Below are 7,236 nucleotides of genomic sequence, written 5' to 3'. Positions count from 1 at the left end.
AAGCCGTGATCTGGAGCAACAGGACGTTCGGCATGCCGTTTCACGACAACTGGTGGCAGACGGAGACCGGCGGCATCATGATCGCCAACTATGCCTCGATGGACGTCAAGCCTGGTTCCATGGGCAAGCCGCTTCCCGGCATCACCGCCGGGATCGTCGAGAGGCATGACGGCACGGTACGGGAAATCGCAAGGCCGATGACGATCGGGCAGTTGGCCCTGAAGCCCGGCTGGCCGTCGATGATGCGAGCCTATCTTCACGAGGAGGAACGCTACCGCAAGTGCTTCGTCGGTGACTGGTACCTGAGCGGCGACCTCGCGATGCGTGACGAGGATGGATATTTCTGGTTCGTCGGTCGCGACGACGATGTCATCAAGAGCGCGGGCCACCTGATCGGCCCGTTCGAGGTCGAAAGCGCATTGATGGAGCATCCGGCCGTCGCCGAGGCAGCCGTCATCGGAATACCCGACGAAACGGTCGGCGAGGTCGTCAAGGCCTTCGTCGCGCTCAAGCCAGGCCACGAGGGCAGCGACGACCTGATGCTCGAGCTCCTCGGCCATGCGCGAAAGCGGCTCGGTCCCGCCGTCGCGCCGAAGGAGGTCGCCTTCAGGAACAATCTGCCCAAGACCCGCTCCGGCAAGATCATGCGGCGCCTGCTCAAGGCACGGGAGCTGGGCCTGCCCGAGGGCGACATCTCAACACTTGAAAGTGACGAAAGATGACCGACCGCTCCCAAAAACCGCATCTGACGCGAGGGCACGTGCTCGACCTGCTAGCCCAGATGATCCGCATCCGCCGATTCGAGGACAAGTGCGCCGAGCTTTACACTGAGCAGAAGATCCGCGGCTTCCTGCATCTCTACGATGGCGAAGAGGCGATCGCCGCCGGCATCATTCCGCTCCTGCAGAGCGAGGATCGTGTCGTCGCGACCTATCGCGAACACGGTCACGCGCTGGTGCGGGGCCTGCCGATGAAGACGGTCATGGCGGAGATGTATGGCAAGATGGAGGGTTGCTCGGGCGGGCGGGGCGGCTCCATGCATCTCTTTTCCGCCGCCGCCAATTTCTACGGTGGCAACGCAATCGTCGGCGGTGGCCTGCCGCTCGCCGCCGGCCTGGCGCTTGCCGACAAGATCCGCGACGAGGATCGTGTGACCGCCTGTTTCTTCGGAGAGGGCGCAGTTGCCGAGGGAGAGTTTCACGAGAGCCTCAATCTTGCCTCGCTCTGGCATCTGCCGGTGCTGTTCGTGTGCGAAAACAACCGTTACGCCATGGGCACCGCGCTGGAACGCTCGGAGGCGGTGATTGACATTCACAGGAAGGCCGAGGGCTACGGGCTGATCAGCGAGGTCGTCGACGGGATGGATGTCGTCGCCGTCGAAGCGGCCGCGCGGCGCGCGCTGGAAACCATCCGGGATGTCGGAGAGGCCTATTTCCTGGAGTGCCAGACCTATCGGTTCCGCGCCCACTCGATGTTCGATGCGCAACTCTATCGATCGAAGGAGGAGGTGGAGGAATGGCGGCGCAAGGGGCCGATCGTGCGTTTCCAGACATGGCTGCTTGAGAACGGCATCGTTCATTCCGGTGATGTCGACAAGGTTGTCGCCAAGGCCGATGCCGAGATCGCCGAGGCCGTGGCCTTCGCGGAGGCCGGACACTGGGAACCGCTGGAAAGCCTGAGCCGGCATGTCGTGGCCCCTGTACGGCCCGCGCCCCCGCCGAAGGTCGAGCCTGCCGCGGAGACGGTGGAGACGACCTATCGCGAAGCCGTCAAGATGGCGATCCAGGAGGCACTCGATCGCGACGACCGTACGTTCCTGATGGGCGAGGATGTCGGCCAGTATGGCGGCTGCTATGCCGTCAGCAAGGGGTTGCTGGAGAAATACGGCCCCGACCGCATCCGCGACACGCCCTTGTCGGAATCCGGTTTCACCGGCGCGGGCATCGGTGCCGCGATCGCCGGAATGCGTCCGATCGTCGAGGTGATGACGGTCAATTTCTCCATGTTGGCGCTGGACCAGATTCTCAACACGGCCGCGACGTTCCGGCATATGTCGAACGGCCAGTTCGGCGTCCCGGTCGTGATCCGCATGGCGACGGGAGCAGGCAGGCAACTGGCGGCGCAGCACTCCCACAGCCTGGAAGGCTGGTATGCGCATATACCTGGCCTGCGCGTCCTTACGCCCGCCACCATCGAGGACGCGCGCGGCATGCTCTGGACGGCGCTGGAGGACCCGGACCCGGTGCTGATCTTCGAAAATGTCATGCTCTACAACCGAAGCGGGCCGCTGGCCGTCAACGCCGGGCCGGTGGACATCAGCAGCGCCGCGGTGCGCAGGGAAGGGCGCGACGTCTCCCTCATCACCTATGGCGGATCGCTGTTCAAGACACTGGACGCGGCAGTTGAACTCGAGCGCGCCGGCATCTCCGCCGAGGTCGTCGATCTCCGCAGTCTGAGGCCACTCGATGAGCAGACGATCCTCGCCTCCGTGACCAAGACGAGACGCGCATTGATCGTGGACGAGGGGTGGCGCTCGGGAAGCATATCGGCCGAAATCGGCATGCGGATTGCCGAGAAGTGTTTCTACGAGCTCGATGCGCCGCTTGCCAGGCTCTGCAGCGAAGAAGTCCCGATTCCCTATGCGAAGCATCTCGAGGACGCGGCAATACCGCAGACCGAGAAGATCGTCTCGGCGGTTATGGCGATGTTGGGAAAGGTGTGAACATGGCTGAATTCCGTATGCCTTCGCTTGGCGCGGACATGGAGGCTGGGACGCTCGTCGAATGGCTCGTCAAACCTGGGGAGGCGCTGAGACGGGGCGACGTCATCGCGGTGGTCGAGACCCAGAAAGGGGCGATCGAGATCGAGAATTTCGAGGAAGGAATCTTCGAGGGGGCGATGGTGAAGCCTGGCGCCAAGATTCCAGTGGGAACGCCGATAGCGCTGATCCGACGTCATGACGAGGAGCCGGCAGCGGCCGCCCCAAGCGCTGCTGCTCCACTGGCTTTGGGAAAAACACCCCGCGAAACGCCGGCTTCGCCCGAGATGATGGAGAAGCTTCCCGCCGCTGGACCGAGGATAGAAGAAGAGTGCACGCCGTCCCCCGTCGTGTCGCTCCCGATTGCCGCCGCAGATGCGGCACAGAGCGTGCGCGCCTCGCCCGCGGCACGGCGCTATGCGGTGGATCACGGCATCGACCTGTCGTCGGTCAAGGGCGGCGGTCCCCATGGGGAAATCCAGCTTCGTGATCTTGAGGGGATGGAAAGCCGTCAGCCGACTCTGGCCGCGCCACCCGTCGAACCTGTCCTGCAACCGATGACCGGCATGCGCGCCGCCATTGCCGCGGCGATGGCGCGTTCGAAACGGGAAATCCCGCATTACTACCTGGCGCACAGGGTCGATCTTACGGCAGCCGAGGCCTGGCTGTCGAACTTCAACACCCGGCGCGATCCTGCGGAACGTGTGATTCTCGGCGCACTTTTCGTTAAGGCCGTCGCGCGGGCGACGCGCAAGTTCCCAGAGTTCAACGGACATTTCACCGATGGCGTCTTCCGCCCGAGCCCGGTCGTCCATGCCGGCGTGGCGATCAATATCCGCGGAACCGGTCTCGTGGCTCCTGCCATCCATGATGCCGACGCACTCGGCGTCCCCGAACTGATGGCGGCCATGCGCGATCTCGTCGGTCGGGTCAGGGCGGGCCGTTTCCGTTCGTCGGAATTGTCGGACCCGACGATTACCGTCTCGAGCCTTGGCGATCGCGGTGTCGAGACACTCTATGGCGTCATCTATCCGCCGCAAGTCGCTATCGTCGGCTTTGGCATGCCGGTCACCGAAGTAAGGGCGTTGGAGGGCCTGATCGGTCCGCACAAGGTTGTGCATGTCACGCTGGCCGGGGACCACCGGGTGAGCGACGGCCACCGCGGCGCGCTCTTTCTGTCCCATATTGACCAAGTTCTGCAGAAGCCGGAGGCCCTATGACCAAGCAGGAACTGGAAGCGGTGCTGGCGGAGACGCTTCGGCGCATAGCGCCTGATGTCGATGTCGCAGAGATAGATAGGGATGGGGACCTTCGGCAGGAGTTCGACATCGATTCCATCGATTTCCTCAATCTGATCACCGCGTTGGCCAAGCGTTTTTCGCTGCCGATCCCGGAAGAGGACTATCCGAGGCTTCGCAGTTTTGCGGCGATCGTGGACTATCTTGTGGAGAAGGTTGCCTAGAAAACACCGGCACGTCGTTTGACGTGCCGGTTCGGGATCCCGCTTGCGCAGGCGCCGTCGTGTCGCCGAGAAGGCTTACTTGACCTCGATCTTCTTCGTCTCCGCCACCGCTCCCGCCGGCTTCGGGATCGTGACCGTCAGCACACCGTTCTTGAAATCTGCCTTGACGGTCTCGGCATCGATCTTGAAGGGCAGGGTCATCGTTCTCTGGAAGGAGCCGGCGGAACGCTCGATGCGATGGAACTCGCGCCCCTTGTCTTCCTTCTTCTCTTCTTTCTCGGACCTCTTCTCGCCCTTGATCGTGATCCGGTTGTCGGTGACCGAAACGTCGATGTCTTTCTGCTCCACGCCGGGAAGATCGGCCGTCATGCAGACCTCACTGTCGGTCTCGCTGACATTCGATCGTACCGCGAAGCTTCCCGCCAAAGCCGGCAGGCCCTGGTCGAAATCCTCGAAAAGACTGTCGATCCGCTTGCGCAGATCCACAAACGGGTTCTTGTCGTCTTCCTTGTCGCCCCACAGGGACTGCAACCAACTTCCACCCGCCATGTCGACACCTCCATTGCCTCGTCAGGGAAAGGCACTCTCGCAGTCGAACAGGGCCGCGTCATTGACGGCCGTCAATCCAGCCCGGTGACGGAGGCGCTAGAAGAAAACAAGCCAATTTCCGATGGTCAGCAGAAGAACGGGCTTCAGATATGTCGCACAAGAACATCCTCTTTCATTCGGCGGCGCGGGAAAAGATTTTGCGCGGAACCACCGCGCTTGCCGATGCCGTCCGCATCACGCTCGGGCCAAAATCGAAATCGGTCCTGATCCAGAAGAAGTGGGGTTCGCCGATTGTCTGCAATGACGGCATCACCATTGCAAAGGAGGTGGATCTGGCGGACCCGGAGGAGAATCTCGGCGCCCAGATATTGCGCCAAGCCGCCGAGAAGACCGGAGAGGCCGTCGGTGACGGCACCAGTACGGCGACCATTCTTGCCCACGCAATCTTTGCCGATGGTACGCGCAACGTCGCAGCCGGCGCCAGCGGCATCGACATCAAGAGGGGTCTCGACCGGGGCCTTAAGATCTGCGTGGAGACGTTGCGTTCAATGTCGAGACCGGTCGAGACACGGAAGGAAAAATCGCAGGTCGCTGCCATCTCCGCGCACAATGATCCGGTGATCGGCGATCTGATCGCGGATGCCATGGAAAAGGTCGGCGATCAGGGCGTGATTACGGTCGAAGAGTCGAACACGACAGAGACGATACTGGAAATCGTTGAGGGCATGCAGTTCGATCGCGGCTTCATCTCTCCCTATTTCGTTACTGATGCTGACAAGATGGAGGCGGTGATCGAGGACGCACATGTTCTCGTTTGCGATCGCAAGATCAGCCATATCAACGACATCGTTCCGCTGCTGGAGCAAGTTGCCAAGAGCGGGCGGCCCCTTCTCGTCATTGCGGAGGACGTGGACGGGGAGGCCTTGGCTACGCTGGTCGTCAATCAGCTTCGAGGTATCTTTCACGCCATTGCCGCCAAGGCGCCTGGCTTCGGCGATCGCCGCAGGGCCATGCTGGAGGACATCGCCATTGTAACGGGGGGACAGCTTGTCTCGGAGGATCTCGGCAGTAAACTGGAAACGGTGGAGATCGCGCAGTTGGGGCATGCCAAGCGCGTCATCAGCGACAGGGAAACGACGACGATCATTGGCGGCGCTGGAACCAGGGACGCCATCGAGGGCCGCCTTCGGCAACTAAGGGCGCAGATCGAGAAGACCAAGAGCGACTACGACCGGGAAAAGCTGGAGGAAAGGGTGGCCAAGCTGTCCGGAGGGGTTGCGGTGATCCGTGTCGGCGCTCCCTCCGAAGCGGAACTGAAAAGCAGAAAAGAGGCCCTCGACGACGCCATCAATGCGACCAAGGCCGCCGTGGCCGAGGGGATCGTGCCGGGCGGCGGGCTGGCGCTCCTGCGCTGCACCGGCACCCTCGAGCAAGAGCAGGCGCGTAGCCTGGGCGACGAGAAGACGGGTCTGGAAATCCTCCGCCGGGCGCTGAGCGCACCGGCGCGCCAGATCGCGGAAAACTCCGCCGTCGATGGCGGCGTCGTCGTCGCACGGATGCTGGAGGGTACAGGCAATATCGGATTCGACGCGGCGCAGAACCGGTATGTCGATCTGATCGACGCCGGGATCATCGATCCGACCAAGGTGGTGAGGGTTGCACTGGAAAACGCCGTTTCGGTGGCGAGCGTGTTGCTGCTCACCGAGGCGACGATGACCGAAATTCCCGAAGAGGAAAAGGCGGAGCGAGGCGGTCCGGAAGGCTTGAACGCCTGATGGCGGCAAGAAATGGCGACCGGCCGCCTCGCGTGCGGATCGCAAAGCCGATGCGGCGTTCGTCACCGTGCCGCTTGGGTCGCATTACCCGTTCTGGCTGTCCCGCGGTCCCGGATGATCGGCGTTAGGCGCCAGGACGGCGTCGCCGATGGCATGGAACATGTTGGACATGATCTGCCATTCCCGGTCGAGGCGACGGGTCGCCGTTTGCCAGCGACTGGCGTCGGGTTCTTTCGGGGCGGGATGATCGGCAATCGCGGACAGGTAGAGATCGACGATCCGGGCGGCGGCATGTTCCCGCGAAAAAGGCTCGGCCGTCTCAAGGGCCGCCTGACGAAGTGCGGCTCTTTCCTCCCCCTGGCGTATCCTCACCCATTCGAGTGCCCGCGCGAACGCCTCGGGCGATGAATCCTGTGGCATCAGGCGGCCGTTCTCTCCGTCGCGGACGATCTCCGTCGCGCCGGGTGCATTCAGTGCGACAACCGGAGTGCCGGCGGCCATCGCCTCGGCAAGCACCAGTCCTTGCGTTTCCGATTTCGACGAGAAGGCGAAGACATCCATCGCCGCATAGGTGTCGGCGAGGGCGGTTCCTTCGACCGAACCCATGAGATGCGCCCGGTCGGCCAATCCCTCGGCATCAAAGCGGCTTCTGATGGCGGTCAGCATTTCGCCCTCGCCGGCGACGAGGAAAT

Annotated in this window: 7 protein-coding genes; 5 read left to right on the top strand and 2 right to left on the bottom strand. The window is 62.8% G+C overall.

All coding sequences use genetic code 11. The features are described from left to right. From RNA01_RS22520 to RNA01_RS22505, 4 genes are all read left to right on the top strand, one after another. Window positions 1–722 (top strand): AMP-binding enzyme (locus tag RNA01_RS22520; RefSeq protein ID WP_147182356.1); only part of this gene is annotated, 722 nt, incomplete at its 5' end. Beyond that, window positions 719–2,722, top strand: coding sequence for a pyruvate dehydrogenase (acetyl-transferring) E1 component subunit alpha (pdhA, locus tag RNA01_RS24260; RefSeq protein WP_147182355.1), 2,004 nt, complete (start codon window positions 719–721; stop codon window positions 2,720–2,722). The genes RNA01_RS22520 and pdhA, both read left to right, overlap by 4 nt. Before the next feature lie 2 nt (window positions 2,723–2,724). Next, window positions 2,725–3,978 (top strand): dihydrolipoamide acetyltransferase family protein, encoded by a 1,254-nt coding sequence (locus tag RNA01_RS22510; RefSeq protein WP_147182354.1) that lies wholly within the window; start codon window positions 2,725–2,727, stop codon window positions 3,976–3,978. Then, window positions 3,975–4,220 carry an acyl carrier protein gene (locus RNA01_RS22505; RefSeq protein ID WP_147182353.1) on the top strand — a complete coding sequence of 82 codons (246 nt, stop codon included), beginning with the start codon at window positions 3,975–3,977 and terminating at the stop codon, window positions 4,218–4,220. Before RNA01_RS22510 ends, RNA01_RS22505 begins: the two co-directional genes overlap by 4 nt. 75 nt (window positions 4,221–4,295) lie before the next feature. Here RNA01_RS22505 and RNA01_RS22500 read toward each other — a convergent pair whose 3' ends face one another. Beyond that, the gene (locus tag RNA01_RS22500; RefSeq protein WP_147182352.1) at window positions 4,296–4,769 is read right to left on the bottom strand and encodes an Hsp20/alpha crystallin family protein; all 474 of its coding nucleotides are present in this window, start codon (window positions 4,767–4,769) and stop codon (window positions 4,296–4,298) included. Between the two features lie 149 nt (window positions 4,770–4,918). Between RNA01_RS22500 and groL the strand changes: the two genes are divergently transcribed. Beyond that, entirely contained in the window at window positions 4,919–6,544 is a 1,626-nt protein-coding gene (groL, locus tag RNA01_RS22495; protein WP_147182351.1) for a chaperonin GroEL, read from the top strand. A gap of 84 nt (window positions 6,545–6,628) precedes the next feature. On the opposite strand, the gene RNA01_RS22490 is transcribed toward groL, so the two are convergent. Then, window positions 6,629–7,236: glycosyltransferase (locus RNA01_RS22490; protein ID WP_147182350.1), on the bottom strand; the 608-nt coding region annotated here is incomplete at its 5' end.

Source organism: Paenirhizobium naphthalenivorans, from assembly GCF_007992095.1.
In the GTDB taxonomy this organism is placed as follows: Bacteria; Pseudomonadota; Alphaproteobacteria; order Rhizobiales; family Rhizobiaceae; genus Allorhizobium; species Allorhizobium naphthalenivorans.
The sequence above is the reverse complement of the archived record's forward strand: the minus strand, read 5'-3'. Positions and strand labels throughout refer to the sequence as shown.

Bases quoted from the DNA above. Each gene is read 5' to 3' on its own strand.
- pdhA (WP_147182355.1), top strand. From the start codon at position 719: ATGACCGACCGCTCCCAAAAACCGCATCTGACGCGAGGGCACGTGCTC.
- RNA01_RS22510 (WP_147182354.1), top strand. From the start codon at position 2,725: ATGGCTGAATTCCGTATGCCTTCGCTTGGCGCGGACATGGAGGCTGGG.
- RNA01_RS22505 (WP_147182353.1), top strand. From the start codon at position 3,975: ATGACCAAGCAGGAACTGGAAGCGGTGCTGGCGGAGACGCTTCGGCGC.
- RNA01_RS22500 (WP_147182352.1), bottom strand. From the start codon at position 4,769: ATGGCGGGTGGAAGTTGGTTGCAGTCCCTGTGGGGCGACAAGGAAGAC.
- groL (WP_147182351.1), top strand. From the start codon at position 4,919: ATGTCGCACAAGAACATCCTCTTTCATTCGGCGGCGCGGGAAAAGATT.